The sequence below is a fragment of the Streptococcus sp. 27098_8_99 genome (assembly GCF_041431935.1).
GTDB lineage: Bacteria > Bacillota > Bacilli > Lactobacillales > Streptococcaceae > Streptococcus > Streptococcus parasanguinis_D.
Genome location: NZ_JAPVYQ010000002.1, coordinates 39,141 through 55,982 on the forward strand (window position 1 = coordinate 39,141; position 16,842 = coordinate 55,982).

A 16,842-nucleotide genomic window follows, 5' to 3' on the forward strand; every position below is an offset into this window, starting at 1 on the left:
CGTCATGATTTACCATTTTAGTGTCATAATTAGCCAACTCAATTTGATAAGGGGGACTTATGTTAAACGTCGTTATTTGTGATGACTCAACTAGAGATGCTAGTCAGTTAGAACAGTATTTACTTTCTTACGACAAGGTTCCTGTAGAAACAAAACTATATACCAATCCACAAAAGATGTTAGAGCAGTTAACAAGGGATACTCATTGTGTCTTTTTGGATATTGATATGCCACAAATTACTGGTATTGACCTTGCTCGTGAAATTCGGCAGTTCAATCCTTTTATCCCTATTATTTTTGTGACTAGCTATCGTGATTACATGGAACAAGTATTTGAAGTACAGACTTTTGATTACTTAGTAAAACCAATTGAACCTCAAAGGCTAAATAAGGTAGTAGACAGAGTTTTACGTTATTTAGATTTAGGACGAACCATCTTTAACTTCTCATTTGGAAAACAAAGTTACTCTATTCCTTTAAGTGACATTACCTATTTTGAGAAAGATAAACGTTCCGTTTTTATTTACACACTAGCAGATACCTATAAGTCCTTACTGAAAACCCAAGACATTCTAGATAAACTACCTGATTATTTTATTCAAATACATGCTTCTTATATTGTAAATCCCAAATATATCAAGGATTTTGATGCGAAAACCGTAACTATTTTGCTAAATGGAACCGAGGAGCATTCACTTCCAATTAGTCGTAAGTTCCAGTCTTCTTTTAAAGAAAAATACTATAACTACCTCAGTGAAAGGAATTTCTAATGCTAATAGGATTGCGGATCATTAGTATCTTGTTTGACTTATTTCTAGCAAGTGTCTTATTTTATAGGCCAATATCCAAAAGTAAACATTCAAAAGAGACACTTTTAGTCCTTTGTTGTTTCTTTCTTTTTCATGTGGCTCTTGTGTTTCTATTTTTAGAAAGTCGCGTCTTTTTAGTCAGCAATCTCCTTCTTAGTATTTTAGAATCCTCTCTTGTAGGACTCTATTTTGGCTACTCCTTTCGTGATTCTTCCTTTTGGATATTCTTACAAACAAGCCTGACATTATTAGCCGGAGCTGTCCTCAATCAAGCTATCCAACTATTTCTTCCACTGTCAACAGTATCGAAAAATTTAGAACTGATTAGTGGTTACCTTGCCATCAGTTTTCTTTTTTCAACTGTGATCACTCTTGTTCTTCGACAGCTATTTCGAACACATCAAAAGTTAAGCATGGCAACATCTAGAAGAAATTGGCTTTATCAATTTATCGTGCCGATTTTATCGATTATTTTTGCCTTCACTGTATCTGCTATTCAAGGGCAAGTATTTGGACCAGATTATCTTTCTGTCATTTCACTCTTGTCTCTTATTGTATTGTCGTTTTCCTCGCTGTATTTTACCTTGCATCTTTCTCAACAACAGCACGCTGATTATCAAAATAAATTAGATAAAGAACAACTTCAATTCCAATTAAGAGAAACACAACAGTCTCAAGAAGAATTCCAACGATTGCAAAGTCTTCGGCATGACTTAAAAAATAAACATTTAACCCTCTTGGCACTTCTAGAAGAAAATCCTGATGAGGCTAGAGAGTACCTTCAATCGTTAACCGATAGTATTTCAGGAAAACAAACCTTTTACTCCAAAAATCCAACGGTTAATTATTTACTGAATCAAAAACTGCACGATGTGGAAGATGAAATTGAATTGGATATTAACTGCTTTATCCCACAAGAACTATCTATTCAGCCAGATGTTCTAGCTGTTATTTTAGGAAATTGTTTGGATAATAGTATTTCAGCCTGTCTTCGATTGACTGATAAATCAGAGAGAACATTGTCTCTGAATATACGTTATTTTCAACAAAATCTATTTATTTCGATCAACAATACCTTTAATGAACAAGAAAAAGAGACTCGTAAAACACGTCAAAGAGATGGTTGGGGCTTACGAAACGTTGATGCTCTAGTACAAGAATACCAAGGAACTATCAAGCGATTCAAAGAAAATGGCCGCTATCGAACGGAGATTCTCTTACCAAGTCCAATAAACTAATGATCCTTCTCCTTCAAGGCCTTATTCAGGTAATTTATAAAAAAGAGGCTAGGCAAAATCTGTCCAGACTTTGATGTTTGATAGAAGTAACAGTGAGACGCAGTGGTTGATTGCTTAAACCGCTACTTTGAGGTGGAGGATAGAACTTGTGAAGCAAGTTCCCCAAGTCTTTGTTCGCTTATTTAGCTCCAATGATAAGGAGAACAATATTTCCTTGATCTGCAACCTCCAACACTCTCCCAGACTGTTGGAACTATACGCAGGTGGAAAAATTGAAAAGAGAGGACTTCTTTCCCACTCCATTAGGATGTAGTTAAACTATCATTAACCAACCTAAATGATGCCCCAAAAATTAAAATAATATATTTTTTAAGTCTCAATCAAATATACACTGAAACTTTCCGCCGTGAGAAAAGTGCCTGAAACACAATTGTTTCAGGCACTCGGGAGTTTTGAGAGTAAAACAGTTCGGGGAACTGTTTTAGCCTGAGCCCAAAAATTGAAAAGTGAAGGGGCTCAAAACTAAGTCATGGAACTTCAAAGAAGTTCGCTGACGTCCGTGCTCACCTAAGGAAAGTTTCAAAGATGACGTTGTCTACATTCTAAGATGCTACAGAATGAATTTTGTAGCATCTTTTTTAAATCTATTTTGTTGCAAGGATAGCGGCTTCTACTGCTGCTTTTTCACGTTGGATTAAATCCACACGCGCTGCGATTTCCTTGATACCCATGCTGATGTTTCGGCTAATAGCCATATCAGACAATTGTGGTTCAAAGAAAGCTTTGAATTCTGCTAAGCGCTCTGCTGTTTTGAAGGTATTGGCTGGGTAAATGACAAACTTGTCAAAGCTCATGTCTCCGCCAAGAGCTGCTTTGACCCATTCCCAATTTTCACGCGCCCAAGTCCAGGCAGATTCTTGGGTGAACTCATGGTGTAAGAAGGTGAAATACCAACTCATTGCTAAGTCTTGTGGTTTCACAACATCCTTGTTCTTCCACTCTGTCAAAATCTTTTCAACTGTGTCTGCATCGGTTGTATAAGCCAGAGCTGTCGACAATTGACGCTTGAAGTTGCCATCTGTCGCTTGAGCATAAGTGTTAAAGTACAAATCAGTCAATTCTTTGCTTTCGTGGTGTTTGATTTGGTTAATCAAGATTTGCAAACGAATAGCGGCTGGAAGCTTGCTGATATCCTCTGCATGGGCTGCATAGATTTCACTTGCTTTGGCGCTTGCTTTGGCATCGTCTCCCTTGATCATATTTGAAATAACAAATTGACGAACCATTTCATCTTCATCCGCTTCTCCAGCTTTTGGTTCAAAACCAAGGCGTTCAAAGTTGAATTGGTTGAAGGTTACGAGCAACTTCTTATAAGCTGCTTCTACTTCCGTCCCTTCATCCACAAAGAGGCTGAGCCCTTGAAGGATTGATGAAACTGCAGATACAACCAAATAAGACGTTTCTTGGGTCAATTTCTCGATGACTGGCAAGAGACTTGCATAAGAGATGACACCACTTTCTGCCAAGAGACGGCGTTCTTGAAGGATTTGTTGCTTGCTCAAGTTATCCAAGGAAGCCATGTTGTCTACAATCGCATCCAAGAGCTCTCCTTGGTAATCGGTAATGTAGTGGGCTGTATTTTCCGTATTGAAACGAAGCGGTTCACTATTTTCAGCAGCAAGGGCAGCATAACCTGGGATTTCAAGGGTTTCTGTTTCAAGTGTATCTGGAATACCAGACCAGTTGCTGTTCAATGGCACAACCCATTGACGGCCTTGATCTTCATGTTCCCCAATGAAGAATTGTTTTTGGCTGATCTTCAAGGTATCATTTTCTACCACTGCTGTAAGGACTGGATAACCAGGCTGTTCCAACCAAGAATCCATGAAGACTGCTACATCACGGCCAGATGCATCACCTAGGGCATTCCAAAGGTCACGACCGATGGTATTGCCGTATTGGTGTTTTTCAAAGTAAGCTTTGAGTCCTTTACGGAAAGCATCATCCCCTAACCAGCGGCGAAGCATATGCATGAGACGGCTACCCTTCGCATAGACGATGGCTGGGTCAAAAAGAGTATTGATTTCATCAGGGTGTTTGACTTCCACATGGACAGATTGAACCCCATCAGTTGCATCGCGTTTCAAGGCTAATGGAACACCTGTTGTTTGGAAGTCTTCGAAGATATTCCAGCTTGGTTCGATGGCATTGACAGATACATATTCCATCATGTTGGCAAAACTTTCGTTCAACCAGAGATCATCCCACCACTTCATGGTTACCAAGTTACCAAACCATTGGTGAGCCAATTCGTGAGCAACCACAAGAGCGACTTGTTGACGACTAACTGCAGTTGAGTTTTCATCTACAAGGAGATAGACTTCACGGTAAGTCACCAAGCCCCAGTTTTCCATGGCTCCAGCTGAGAAGTCAGGAAGCGCTACGTGAAGGGATTGAGGAATTGGATACTTGACGCCATAATAGTCTTCATAAAATTCGATGACACGTACAGCTACATCAAGAGAAAATTCTAAGTTTTTCAAAGGATGTGCCTTGGTTGAATAGATACCTACGAGAGTGCCATTTTTTGTTTTGGCTGTGATCCCTTGAAGATCTCCAGCAGCAAAGGCAAGGAGGTAAGAAGACATCCGTGGAGTCGTATCAAACTTCCAAATTCCTGTTTCTTTGCGGTTTTCCACATCGATTTCAGGCATATTTGAAAGGGCGATTTCACCTTCTTCTTGGTCAAATTTCAAAGAAAGATCGAAAGTTGCTTTGGCTTCAGGCTCGTCCACACTTGGAAAAGCTTCACGCGCAAAATGGCTCTCAAACTGGGTAGAGAGGACTTCCTTCTTCACGCCATCAATGCTGTAGTAAGATGGGTAAATCCCTGTCATATTGTCTGTGATCTTACCAGAATAGGTCAGAGTAACTGTCACTTGACCTGTTCCTTCCAATTCAACATAGACTGCTTCATTGTCATCATCAACCGTAAATGGACGGGCTTGACCTGCTACTTCTACTGTTTCGATGGTCAAATCCTTTTGGTGAAGCGAGATCTTGTCCGCCTTGGCTTGACCTGTGATCACCACACGACCGCTAAAGGTCTTGGTTTTACGATTTAAATCCAAAAACACTTCGTAATGTTCTGGAACGAATGTTTCTACAAAATGTGCAACTGCTTGCATAATTTCCTCCTTTAAATGTTTCTTGCTTTCCAATGAAAAGCCCTAATAAAACTATTTTATCACAAAGTCAAGATAAAAGAAAAGACAAGCATGACAATGCCTGTCTGATATCGAAAAGACTCTATGATCTTACATTTCGATAATTTTACCTGTTTCGAAGTAAACCACCCATTCACAGATGTTTTTTGCATAATCTCCGATACGTTCCAAGAAGTTGATCACTTGGAAATAATCCCTCCCGGTCACGATGGACTCAGGATTTTTCCGAATTTCTTCTGTTGCTAATTCTTGGATGCTATCGAAGTAATGGTTGATGACTTCGTCTCGTGTCGCAACTTCATAGGCCAAATCCACATCGCCTTTGAGGTAAACATCTAATGTCGCTTCGACAAAATCTTTGACTTCACGGCCCATCTTGCTGATCTCTTCCTCAACAGATTGGATGCGGACTTCCCCTTTCATGCGAATCGTTGCCTTGGCAATTGATACTGCGTGGTCACCCATCCGCTCTAAGTCGGAGACCGCTTTTAAGACAGTCATCACGATACGAAGGTCTTGTGAAACGGGCTGTTGAAGGGCAATAATCTCAAAGGATTTGCGCTCTAACTTCACTTCGTAGTCGTTGATCTCCGCGTCATCTTCGATAACTTGGCGGGCCAATTCACGGTCATGGGTCACGAAAGCGCGGACCGTACGGTTGATCTGACTCAACACTTCATTTCCCATTGCATAAAACTGGTTATGCAACTTCTCTAAATCTTCTTCAAATTGAACTCGTAACATTTTATTTTCTTCCTATCCAAATTTACCAGAGACATAGTCTTCTGTTTCTTTCTTAGCTGGGTTCAAGAACATTTCATTGGTGTCATTGTACTCGATCAAATCCCCATCCAAGAAAAAGGCTGTTTTATCGGAAATCCGACTCGCTTGTTGCATGGAGCGTGTCACCAAGAGCATGGTGTAGCGGTCTTTTAGTCCATACAAGGTTTCTTCAATTTTACCAGCTGAAATCGGGTCCAGCGCTGAAGTTGGCTCATCCAAAAGAATAATCTTTGGACTGGTCGCAAGAACCCGCGCCACACAGACCCGCTGTTGCTGACCACCGGAAAGTCCGATCGCCGAATCATGCAGGCGATCCTTGACTTCATCCCAGATGGACGCGCGTTTCAAAGAGGTTTCAACTGCTTCATCCAAGACAGCCTTGTCCTTGACACCATTAATCATCAATCCATAGGTCACATTATCATAAATGGACATTGGGAAAGGATTGGGCTGTTGGAAGACCATTCCGATTTCCTTACGCAATTCGACCGTATCGGTCCGTGGTCCATAGATATTATGTCCATTGTAGAGGATGGTTCCTGTGGTAGTGACCTCATGGTTGAGGTCCCCCATGCGGTTAATGGCTTTTAAAAGGGTAGATTTCCCTGATCCTGAAGGACCAATCAAGGCTGTAATCTCCTTTGGAGCAAAGTCCAAGGAGACGCTATTAAGAGCCTTCTTTTTATTGTAATAAACCGACAAGTCCTTGACTTGCAAAATTGGTTCTGTCATTCTATTTTCCTTTTTGTTGTCATTTTACTTTATCCAAAGTGACCAGATACATAATCGTTGGTCGATTGCAATTTCGCATTTTGGAAAATATTCGAAGTCTTATCGTACTCAATGAGGTTTCCAAGATAGAAGAAACCGGTATAATCGCTAGCACGCGCTGCTTGTTGCATGCTGTGGGTCACGATGACAATGGTATAATCCTTCTTCAACTCAAGCATGGTTTCTTCTAATTGAGCTGTCGCGATCGGATCAAGCGCTGAAGCAGGCTCATCCATGAGTAAGATATCTGGCTTCACAGAGATGGCCCGCGCGATACAAAGTCGTTGCTGTTGGCCGCCTGAAAGTGTCAAGGCTGATTTATGAAGGTCATCCTTGACCTGATCCCATAGAGCTGCCTGTTTCAAAGAAGTTTCGACCAATTCGTCCAAGATCTTCTTGTCTTTCACCCCAGCGCGTTCATGCGGGAAGGTGATGTTTTTATAAATCGATTTGGCAAAAGGATTGGGCCGTTGGAAAACCATCCCAATGTGCTTGCGCATTTCATAAACATTGATATCTGGACGATTGACATCGATTCCTTCATACCAAATTTCACCCGTTACACGCGCAATATCTATGGTATCGTTCATCCGGTTCAAACTACGAAGGTAGGTTGATTTTCCAGATCCTGAAGGACCGATCAAGGCTGTAATCTTATTCTTTTCAAACTGCATGTCAACGCCTTTAATGGACTCGTTCGTTCCATAATAGACATGCAAATCTTTGGTCGATAGGACCACCTTTTCTTCAGGAAAAGTAATGATGTGTCTCTCATCCCAATTGTATTTTGACATTTCTTCTCCTTTAAGCAGATGTTAGTTTTTTATGGAGATAACTTCCGAGTTTGCGTGCTCCAAAGTTAAAGATCAAGATAAAGATCAAAAGAACTGCGGCAGAACCGGCTGAGACTTCGATCGAGTCTGGAATGGTTCCTTCACTATTGACCTTCCAGATATGAACAGCCAAGGTTTCAGCCTGACGGAAGATCGAAATCGGACTGGTTACACTAAAGATATTCCAGTTTGACCAATCAAGGGCTGGAGCCGATTGACCTGCAGTATAGATCAAGGCTGCAGCTTCCCCAAAGATCCGTCCTGAAGCTAAGACAACCCCAGTGATAATACTTGGAAGAGCTTCTGGTACCACGACATGGATCACAGTTTCCCAGCGAGACAAGCCCAGAGCTAGACCTGCTTCGCGCTGTGTATGGTGGACGTGCTGCAAGCTATCTTCGATATTGCGGGTCATCTGTGGCAGGTTAAAGACAGTCAATGCCAAGGCCCCTGAAATGATCGAGAATCCGTATTTGAACTGGACAACGAAAACCAAGTAACCAAAGAGACCTACAACGACAGATGGCAAAGAAGACAAGATCTCAATACAGGTACGAACCAAATTGGTCAAGCGACCTTTTTTAGCGTACTCAGAGAGGTAAATCCCAGCTCCAAGAGAAAGTGGGAAGGAAATCACCAAGGTAATGACCAAGAGGAAGAAGGAATTATACAATTGAATTCCGATCCCTCCTCCTGCTTGGTAAGAAGAAGATTTCCCAGTCAAGAAGTGCCAAGATACATGGGGCAAGCCACGGACCAAGATATAAAGGATCAATGAGGCAAGAATCGCAACGATGATCCCTGAAATAGCATACAGCACTCCTGTGGCAATTTTATCCATTCGTTTAGCGTGCATAGTTCTTCTTACCTCTTTCTTTCGTAATCAGTTTAATCACACTGTTAAAGGCAAGACTCATGAGAAGCAATACCAAGGCGAGTGACCAAAGAACATTGTTATTGACCGTACCCATGACGGTATTTCCGATTCCCATGGTCAAAATAGAGGTGAGGGTGGAAGCTGGTGTTGTGAGTGAGGTTGGTACCACTGCCGAGTTTCCGACCACCATCTGGATAGCCAAGGCTTCCCCGAAGGCACGCGCCATACCAAAGACAACCGCTGTAAAGATTCCAGAGCGGGCTGCCTTGAGCGTGACATGCCAAATCGTTTGCCAGCGTGTCGCACCCATGGCCATACTAGCTTCCCGGTAATGACGGGGAACAGCTCGGAGGCTATCGGTCGTCATAAAGGTGACAGTTGGCAGGATCATAACAAAGAGGACAAAGACCCCTGAGAGAATCCCAAAACCAGTCCCACCAAAGAGACTACGCGTAAATGGGACGACCACTTGAAGGCCAATAAATCCGTAAACAACTGAAGGAATTCCCACTAAGAGCTCAATCGCTGGTTGCAAGAAACGAGCTCCTTTAGGAGAGACTTCTGTCATGAAAACAGCTGCACCAATGGCAAACGGCGTTGCCAAGAGGGCAGAAAGCAAGGTTACAATAAAGGAACCTAGAATCATTGGTAGGGCTCCGAATTCCTTTGCAGCAGGATTCCAAGAGCTCCCAAATAGAAAACTAAAGATATTGACTTTATTGACAAAGAAAGTCGATAAACCTTTTTGGGACACGAAAATCAAAATCATGGCAACGACGACAACAATCAAACTCATGCATAGAAAAGTAATGGTTCTGCCAAATTTTTCTAGGCGGGAGTTTTTTGATTTCGTCAGCATTTTTTTTGCTACTTCGTTCATTTTTTACCTAATTCTTTTATTTTTTTGTCACATTCCCTTTTAAATCACGGGTAACTTTCATGTCATTGATCGGGATATAACCCATCTTGCCAACAACTTTTTGCTGAACCTCATCGGTCATCATGTAGTCAATGAATTTTTTAGACAACTCATTAGGTTTTCCCTTAGTATACATGTGTTCGTAAGACCAGATTGGCCAGTTATTGTTGACGACATTGGCTTTAGTTGGTTGATAGCCATTAAGCTTCATGGTTTTAACACTGCTATCCAAGTAGGTAAAGGCTAGATAAGAGATGGCTCCTGGCGTCTGAGAAACGATGTTTTTCACCATTCCATTAGAGTCTTGCTCTTGAGCCTGCTTGGGTTGTTTGCCATCCATAATAATGGCATCAAAGACAGCACGGCTACCAGAACCAACCGCTCGGTTCACAATCGTGATTTCAAGATCTGGACCTCCCAATTGCTTCCAGTTGGTATATTCACCCGTAAAGATCTTTCGCAATTGCTCTGTTGTCAAATTATCTACTGAGATATTTTTATTGGCAATGATGGCTGTCCCTGCTACGGCTACCTGGTGATCGACCAGACTAGAAGCATCAATCCCAGATTTTTCCTCTGCAAAAAGGTCACTATTTCCGATATCAACAGCGCCTGATTGAACTTGTGAAAGTCCTGTACCAGAACCTCCTCCTTGTACATTCACAATCTTACCAGGATGTTCTTCAATGTAGCGATCTACTACTCCTTCAACCAAGGGTTGTAAGGCAGTCGATCCGACAGCAGTGATGGATTCTCCGCGATTGATCCAAGACGCACAAGCAGATAAACTTCCTGCTAATGCGATCGTCGCTAGTCCTAGGATCAGCTTTTTAGACTTTTTCAAATCATGTCTCCTTGATATTTCACTATTTCACTTATGATTTTGACAAGTTTTTTTCAAAAAAACCTGTACTTCCACTATATCATAGAACGGGTTCTTTGCCCAGCATTTTACCTAAAACGAAGCCCCTTTGGATAGAAATTTTTCAGGGTCTGTCCGGTCACTTTGGCAAAGCCCAAACCATTGCCTTCAACCAGGACCTGGTACCATCCATTTGGATGCGTTTCCTTTAATTGAACCGTCTCTCCCGCCACATAATGAACAAAGTCTTCAGGCGTGATCGAAACGGTCTCTTTGACCTCACTCGGTTTTAGAGCAAGGCCAAGGGCAAAACTAGGTTCAAATCGATTTTTCTTGAAGGTGCCTAGATGCAAGCCATTTCGGGCGATTTTTACTTTTCGCAAATCTGGTAAACCAAGTGAAACCAAGTAGAGTTCGTCCCCAAAGGTTTCGAGGACACCTTCTAGAGTGATCTTCAAGTGTTTCTTAGCAAACTCCTGCCACCATTTCTTTTGTTCTGCAGATAATTGGTCCTTTTTGGAAGGGATTTTGGCAGGTCGATTCTCTCCTAGATAACGGAACTTAGCAACAAATTGTCCCTCCCCTTTAAAGAGATGAGGATACATGCGCGCCGTTTCTGGATAGTCAATGCCTTCTGCCATACCATTGATCTTCTCGATCGTTTCCAGCTCCAGATTATAGTTTTCCACAAGCCAGGATACGATCTCTTCATTTTCCTCAGGAGCCCAGGTGCAGGTTGAATACACCAAGGAACCACCTGGAACCAACATCTTGAGGGCATCCTCTAGAATCTCTCTTTGAAGGAGACTGCACTCTCGAGGGTAATCGACAGACCAATAGTCCATGGCATCTGGTTGCTTGCGGAACATCCCCTCACCTGAACAAGGGGCGTCTAGTACAATCAGATCAAAAAAGCCTGAGAAAACTTTGGCCAGACGATCGGCAGACTCATTGGTTACCAGCACATTTCGCGCACCAAAGCGTTCGACATTCTCTACAAGAATTTTCGAGCGCCCCTTATGGATTTCATTGGAGACCAAGAGTCCTTGATTGTCCAAATAAGACAAGAGTTGCGTCGTCTTACCACCAGGTGCTGCGGCTAGGTCTAGGACCTTCATCCCAGGTTTCGGCTGGGCGACTTGGGCCACTATCTGAGCTGCTGGCTCTTGCGAATAGACCAAGCCCGTTGCGTGCTCGATGGATTTCCCTGAGACCTTTCCATAATGTCCCCAAGGGGTATTGGGAATCGGATCATCAAATGCTTTTTGAGCTTCTTTCAAAGGATTAGTCCGAAAGGCCGATACTGCTTCTTGTTCAAAGGTCGCAAAAAAAGCAGCAGCATCCTCACCTAGAAGATGCTGGTATTTTTCTTTAAAACCATTGGGAAAATTCATTTAACTTCTCCCTTTCTTAAGATAGGTTTGAATTTCTGTTAACTTCACTTTTGGAACCATCATAATGGGTTCCACTGACTGGTAATTAGGTTTATCTCCATTTAGATTTAAAACGGTATAGCCCAACTGTTCCCCCATGATCGCAGCTGCGGCATAATCCCAAGGCCAGATGTAGCTAAAATAAGCTAGAATCCCACCTGAGAGAATTTTTGAAAAACTAATACCGGCACTTCCGTAGACCCGAATGCCCAGGGAATCCATACCAAGATCTGCCATGCCCCAGTCATTTTTCTCAAGCATACCGACATTTGAAGCAATCAAAAAGTTTTCCAGAGGTTGGTCCACAAAGGGTGTCAGTTCAACCTCATTGCGATAAACAGGGAATTCTCCACCCCCGTAAAAAAGGTGATCCCGCATCACATCGTAGATCAGGCCAAACTGACCAATTCCGTCTTCAAAATAGGCCACCATCACCGCAAAATCTTCCTTTTGGGTCACAAAATTATTGGTCCCATCAATTGGATCAATCACCCAAACAGATCCTTCTGAAATCGGTGAACGAAGGCCATCTTCCTCCGCAAAAATCCGATCTTCTGGGTAGCGATGTGTGATTTTATCGACCAAATCCTTTTGAACCTGTTGGTCCATCTGGGTTACTAAATCTGTCGGCCCTGTCTTCTTTGAGATCATCAAGTCATCATGGAGATGAAGACGCAAGTAGTCTCCAGCCTCTAAAACGATTTGTTTGGCAAACTCTAATTTATTCTTCAAGAGAAAACCATCCTTCCTCTTTTTGCTTTGCAGCCTGGGTCGCACGATAGAGAGAATAACCGCTCACTTCTTCGAACTCCCGTCCAAGACGCTTTTCTTCTCCGATACTAGGCACGACCTTCTTAAAAGCGCGGTAGGCTTCCATGTATTCTTTGGCCTCTACCTTACTTTCATAGGCTTCTTCAACTTTATTGAAAAAAGAAAGCACTGAAGCAAGCTCTTCAGTGCTCCACGATAAGTCCAGTGGGTAACTATAATTTTTTTGCATTCGACATACTTCTTAGTTTATTTCTGCTCTTAGAGTGGCAGAGCGTAACTCTTGTTTGCGATAACTCCGTGGCAAGAAGGCCCGAATTTCGTCTTCGTTAAAGCCAATCTGCATGCGTTTGTTATCTAAAATAATCGGTCTCCGCAAGAGACTTGGATTTTCCTCAATCAGATGGATCAAGGCTGAGATGGATAAATCTTCAACATCAACATCCAATTTTTGAAAAATTTTTGAACGAGTTGAAATAATGTCGTCTGTTCCGTTTTCGGTCAAGGCCAATATACTTGTCAACTCCTGTTTGCTCAAAGGACTTGTCATAATATTGTGTTCTTTAAATGGAACATCGTGCTTTTTTAACCAAGCCCGAGCTTTTCGACATGATGTACAACTCGGCGATAAAAATAATGTAATCATGTGGTTCACTTCTTTTTTTATATATAACTATCTGACTCTATTATACAAAAAAAATAGGTGCTTGAAAAGCGCTTTTTTGATTTCTCGACGATTTTTCTGAATTTCAGTGGAAAAAAGAAATCCCTTTCATTTTTCCCAAGAAGAGGCCCGAAAAAAGAGAGTGGGACAGAAATCGGTAATTCGTTAGAATTCGATTTCGTCGTCCCACCTCCGCACAGTTGAGTAGGGCTGTGAAAGCTGATGAAATCAGCGTAGTAGAGCCCACTCAACCACTGCGTTTTGCTCGACAATCCAAAAACAATTGAGAGGCTAGGACTTTTGTCCCAGCCTCTTGGTCCAGTTTCGTGAAACTGCTTCATCTTCTTCTAGTTGCGCCACTAGTTGATCGATCCCATCGAATTTGACCATTTCTCGAATCTTATCTAACCAATGAATGGTCAGGGTATGACCGTAGATATCTCCTGTAAAATCAAAGAGATTGACTTCGAAACGAAGCTCTTTCCCATCAAAGGTGACATTTTTCCCGACAGAAGCCATCCCACGGTAGGTCTGCCCTTTAAAATCGACATTGACTACATAAACGCCATCTGATGGGAGATAGGTCCGATCAATCGGTGCTAGATTAGCGGTAGGATAGCCAATGGTACGGCCACGTGCATCTCCGTGCACGACGATTCCCCGACTGGATAAAGGGTGACCAAGTAGACGGGCAGCTTCTTTGACGCGTCCTTCTAGGATAGCTTGACGAATGCGGGTTGAACTAATCTTTTCCCCCTGATCCAATACAGGAGAAATGACTTCCACTTGACCATCAAAATAAGCAGCTAAGTCAGAGGCCGTTTTCTTATCAGAGCCAAAACTATAATCAAATCCAGCAATTAAAACTCGGGCTCTCAAGGCTTTGACAAATTGATCGACAAATTCTTTGGCGGTTTTAGAAGCAAAATCGGTCGTAAAATCAATGAGGAAGAGCTCATCCACACCTAGTTCGTTTAATTTTTGGAACCGATCCTCAGGACTCTGCAAATGAAGCAGTAATTCTGGTTGGTAGCGAACAAAGGCTAACTTAGGAGATTCAGGAAAGGTTAACAAAGCGACCTTCAAGCCTTTTTCATCCGCGATCTGACGCGCCTTTTTAAAGAGTTCTTGATGCCCCAGATGCAGGCCATCAAAGTAGCCCAGAACCAAAACTGTCTCATTCTCCAAATGGATCTGGTTAGCAGTAGTTATCGTACGAATATTCATGAATTTATTGTAACACACTTTCTGTTAGAAAGACTTTTCGAGGTTTGTAAAGTTCTTCTCTTTTTTCTAAAATGGCTACCAATTTTCCTTGGTAAAAAGCAGCTAACTCTTTGGAGTCACTCTCAACTGGAATAAAGCGTCCCACTTGGACTTCGCCAACCTCTTCTACTGTCAGCTCTACTTTTTCCAGATCCCCGGTGCCAATCTCAAGTGGGTGAAGGAAGCTCAAATCTCCTTGTGCTACTTTTTCAGCCACTTCTTCTAAGGTCAGGGCATCTTCCAGTGACAAACCGGCAGCACTGGTCCGTGTCAGATGAGACATATGGGCTGCGTAGCCCAGTTTTTGACCCAAATCCACCGACAAGGTCCGGATATAGGTGCCCTTGCTGCATTTAACCCGGAAACGAAAACGGGCTAGAATTTCTTCATAGCTAATCTCACTGGTGCGCGTAAAGTCATAAATGGTTACCTGCCGGACAGGCCGTTCCACTTCTTCTCCTGCCCGCGCATATTCATAGAGCTTACGTCCATTGACTTTGACCGCTGAATACATAGGTGGTACTTGCTCGATTTCTCCCACCATTTGGGCAATCATGCGATCGACCTCTGCTGCATCTAAAGAGGCTTCCACTGGAGTCCGCTCTACGACTTCCCCACTGGCATCCTCCGTCGTGGTAGAAAATCCCAGAGTGATTTCTCCCTCGTAGACCTTGCCTTCATCTTGCATAAATTCCACCATCCGAGTCGCCTTTCCAACTGCAATCGGAAGCACTCCCACCACATCTGGATCCAGCGTTCCCCCATGGCCGATCTTCTTAGTTCCTAAGATTTTTCGCAGTTTAAAGACCACATCATGTGAGGTCATGCCTGCTTCTTTTTTTACATTGATAATTCCGTCCATCTGATTTGCTCTTTCTAACTCTTGTGTGACCATCCGGGCCACCGACCCTTTATTATACCATGAAACAAGACTTCTTGTCCCTCTTTCCCCCTTCCCATGAACCCCAAAAAATCCCGTAGCAGATTTCAGACTTTTTAAAATGGGTTTGATACAATAGAAAGCGAAAGAAGGTGTAACATATGTTAATGTATGATGTTATTGTGATTGGATTTGGTAAAGCTGGTAAAACACTCGCAGCGAAATTATCAAGCCAAGGAAAAAAAGTTGCTCTGATTGAAAAGAGCAAGTCTATGTATGGTGGTACTTGTATCAATATCGCTTGTATTCCAACCAAGACCTTGATTGTTGCAGCAGAAAAAGGCTTGGATTTTGAACAAGCCATGAATGAGAAAAATGCTGTCACCACTCGTCTCAACGGAAAGAACTATGCAACTATTGCTGGAACCGGTGTAGACATCATCGATGCGACAGCTCGTTTCGTTTCTAACAAGGTCATCGAAATTCAAGCTGGAGATGAGAAGGAAGAATTGACAGCTGAAACCATTATTATTAATACTGGTGCTGTGCCAACTATTCTTCCAATCCCAGGTTTGGCTGAAAGTAAATTTGCCGTGGATTCAACCGGTATTCAACGTTTGGAAAACCTACCTAAACGCCTGGGTGTCCTTGGCGGTGGACCAATTGGATTGGAATTTGCTCATCTCTATAATACCTTGGGCAGCCAAGTAACGGTGCTGGATGCTTCTGAAACATTCTTGCCACGAATCGAGCCAAGCATTGCAGCTCTTGCAAAAAGCTACCTTGAAGAAGACGGTATTCAATTCTTGCAAGGCGTTCATACCCAAGAAATCAAAGATGGTGACCATAGCTTAACGGTTGTCACGGATAAGGGAGACTTCGAGTTTGATATCCTTCTCTACGCAACAGGACGGAAGCCAAACACAGCTGGACTTGGTCTTGAAAATACAGACATTCAAGTCACTGATCGTGGAGCGATCCAAGTCAACCGTCATTTGGAAACCAGCGTCCCTGGTGTCTTTGCAGTTGGGGATGTCAATGGTGGTCCTCAATTCACCTACATGTCACTCGATGACTTCCGCATTGTCTTCAACTACCTTACAGGCGATGGTAGCTACAATCTCGAAACTCGTAGAAATTATGCGACAACACTCTTTATTGCTCCTCCACTTGCCCAAGTCGGCTTGACCGAGCAAGAAGCACGCGACAAAGGGCTTCCAGTTGCTGTTAAAGAATTGCCAGTTGCTGCCATGCCTCGCGGACATGTCAATGCAGACCTCCGAGGTGCTTTCAAAGCCGTGGTCAACCCAGAAACCAAAGAAATTCTCGGAGCGACCCTCTTTGGGGAAGCTGCAGGCGAACTCATCAACCTGATCACCATGGCCATGGACAACAAGATCCCTTATACTTACATCGCAAAACAAATCTTTACCCACCCAACCATGGCAGAAAACCTAAACGATCTCTTTGCGATTTAACTAACATAAAAAAGCTGGAAAATATTCCAGCGTT

Annotated in this window: 16 protein-coding genes; 3 read left to right on the forward strand and 13 right to left on the reverse strand. The window is 42.7% G+C overall.

Annotated features, from left to right (window positions below; genetic code table 11):
* Positions 1-59 precede the first annotated feature (59 nt).
* Positions 60-770, forward strand: coding sequence for a LytR/AlgR family response regulator transcription factor (locus O3605_RS01570; RefSeq protein WP_371585134.1), 711 nt, complete (start codon positions 60-62; stop codon positions 768-770).
* Positions 770-2,047, forward strand: coding sequence for a sensor histidine kinase (locus tag O3605_RS01575; RefSeq protein WP_371585135.1), 1,278 nt, complete (start codon positions 770-772; stop codon positions 2,045-2,047). The genes O3605_RS01570 and O3605_RS01575 overlap by 1 nt, the downstream gene beginning before the upstream one ends.
* A gap of 644 nt (positions 2,048-2,691) precedes the next feature.
* Here the strand turns inward: O3605_RS01575 and O3605_RS01580 are convergent.
* The 13 genes from O3605_RS01580 to truB form a co-directional block, all read right to left on the reverse strand.
* Positions 2,692-5,235: a M1 family metallopeptidase gene (locus tag O3605_RS01580; protein WP_371585136.1), complete on the reverse strand. Its 2,544-nt coding sequence runs from the start codon at positions 5,233-5,235 to the stop codon at positions 2,692-2,694.
* A 129-nt stretch (positions 5,236-5,364) separates the two neighbouring features.
* On the reverse strand, positions 5,365-6,018 hold the full coding sequence (gene phoU / locus O3605_RS01585) for a phosphate signaling complex protein PhoU (protein WP_021152974.1): 654 nt from the start codon (positions 6,016-6,018) through the stop codon (positions 5,365-5,367).
* A gap of 12 nt (positions 6,019-6,030) precedes the next feature.
* Entirely contained in the window at positions 6,031-6,789 is a 759-nt protein-coding gene (gene pstB, locus O3605_RS01590; RefSeq protein WP_003003393.1) for a phosphate ABC transporter ATP-binding protein PstB, read from the reverse strand.
* Between the two features lie 29 nt (positions 6,790-6,818).
* A complete protein-coding gene (gene pstB, locus O3605_RS01595) occupies positions 6,819-7,622 on the reverse strand; it encodes a phosphate ABC transporter ATP-binding protein PstB (protein WP_003006600.1) in 804 nt (267 codons plus the stop codon).
* 10 nt (positions 7,623-7,632) lie between these two features.
* Entirely contained in the window at positions 7,633-8,517 is an 885-nt protein-coding gene (gene pstA / locus O3605_RS01600; protein WP_003006597.1) for a phosphate ABC transporter permease PstA, read from the reverse strand.
* Positions 8,507-9,418 (reverse strand): phosphate ABC transporter permease subunit PstC, encoded by a 912-nt coding sequence (gene pstC / locus O3605_RS01605; RefSeq protein ID WP_371585137.1) that lies wholly within the window; start codon positions 9,416-9,418, stop codon positions 8,507-8,509. Before pstC ends, pstA begins: the two co-directional genes overlap by 11 nt.
* Positions 9,419-9,434: 16 nt before the next feature.
* Complete coding sequence (locus tag O3605_RS01610) at positions 9,435-10,301, reverse strand: phosphate ABC transporter substrate-binding protein PstS family protein (RefSeq protein ID WP_049518365.1); 867 nt, start codon at positions 10,299-10,301, stop codon at positions 9,435-9,437.
* Between the two features lie 107 nt (positions 10,302-10,408).
* On the reverse strand, positions 10,409-11,713 hold the full coding sequence (locus O3605_RS01615) for an RsmF rRNA methyltransferase first C-terminal domain-containing protein (RefSeq protein WP_371585138.1): 1,305 nt from the start codon (positions 11,711-11,713) through the stop codon (positions 10,409-10,411).
* Entirely contained in the window at positions 11,714-12,484 is a 771-nt protein-coding gene (locus O3605_RS01620; protein WP_125826259.1) for an inositol monophosphatase family protein, read from the reverse strand.
* A complete protein-coding gene (locus tag O3605_RS01625) occupies positions 12,474-12,752 on the reverse strand; it encodes a UPF0223 family protein (RefSeq protein WP_003003480.1) in 279 nt (92 codons plus the stop codon). Before O3605_RS01625 ends, O3605_RS01620 begins: the two co-directional genes overlap by 11 nt.
* Before the next feature lie 12 nt (positions 12,753-12,764).
* Positions 12,765-13,166: a Spx/MgsR family RNA polymerase-binding regulatory protein gene (locus tag O3605_RS01630; RefSeq protein ID WP_009732658.1), complete on the reverse strand. Its 402-nt coding sequence runs from the start codon at positions 13,164-13,166 to the stop codon at positions 12,765-12,767.
* Positions 13,167-13,475: 309 nt separating this feature from the next.
* On the reverse strand, positions 13,476-14,411 hold the full coding sequence (locus O3605_RS01635; RefSeq protein ID WP_125826258.1) for a bifunctional riboflavin kinase/FAD synthetase: 936 nt from the start codon (positions 14,409-14,411) through the stop codon (positions 13,476-13,478).
* Positions 14,412-14,415: 4 nt separating this feature from the next.
* Entirely contained in the window at positions 14,416-15,312 is an 897-nt protein-coding gene (gene truB, locus O3605_RS01640) for a tRNA pseudouridine(55) synthase TruB (protein ID WP_195623092.1), read from the reverse strand.
* Positions 15,313-15,491: 179 nt separating this feature from the next.
* Here truB and O3605_RS01645 point away from each other — a divergent pair, with 179 nt between their 5' ends.
* Positions 15,492-16,808 carry an FAD-containing oxidoreductase gene (locus O3605_RS01645; RefSeq protein WP_195623093.1) on the forward strand — a complete coding sequence of 439 codons (1,317 nt, stop codon included), beginning with the start codon at positions 15,492-15,494 and terminating at the stop codon, positions 16,806-16,808.
* Positions 16,809-16,842: the final 34 nt, after the last annotated feature.